Raw genomic sequence first — 346 nt, 5'->3', positions numbered from 1 at the left:
ATCCGCGTACTGCACCGGCAACGGCTCCCACCCGGGCTCCCGGCCTTCACGCCGTGCGGTGTAGGCGAGTTCGAGATCCCGCGCCAGCACACCCATCGACCAGCCGTCCACCGCAATGTGATGCGCCACGATCACCAGGACGTAGTCGGACGGGCCGGTGACCAGCAGTTGGATCCGCCACGGCAGATCGACACTCACATCGAACCCACGCGACGCATACGCCTTCACGGCCTCATCAAGCCGGCTCTCCTCCACCCAGACAACGGTCAGCGGAGGATGACCGGCCGAGCCTTCGAGGATCTGCTGGCGTGGGGTGCCCTCGGTCTCGGGGAAGACGGTGCGCAGG

Annotated in this window: 1 protein-coding gene; it reads right to left on the bottom strand. The window is 67.1% G+C overall.

Annotation, left to right across the window (positions count from 1 at the left end; all coding sequences use genetic code 11):
- Positions 1-346 (bottom strand): condensation domain-containing protein (locus tag FF041_RS38660; protein ID WP_194292373.1); only part of this gene is annotated, 346 nt, incomplete at both ends.

The organism is Streptomyces jumonjinensis, from assembly GCF_009600885.1.
Lineage (GTDB): Bacteria > Actinomycetota > Actinomycetes > Streptomycetales > Streptomycetaceae > Streptomyces > Streptomyces jumonjinensis.
Note: the sequence above shows the minus strand (reverse complement) of the source record. Positions and strands in the feature narration are given on the sequence as shown.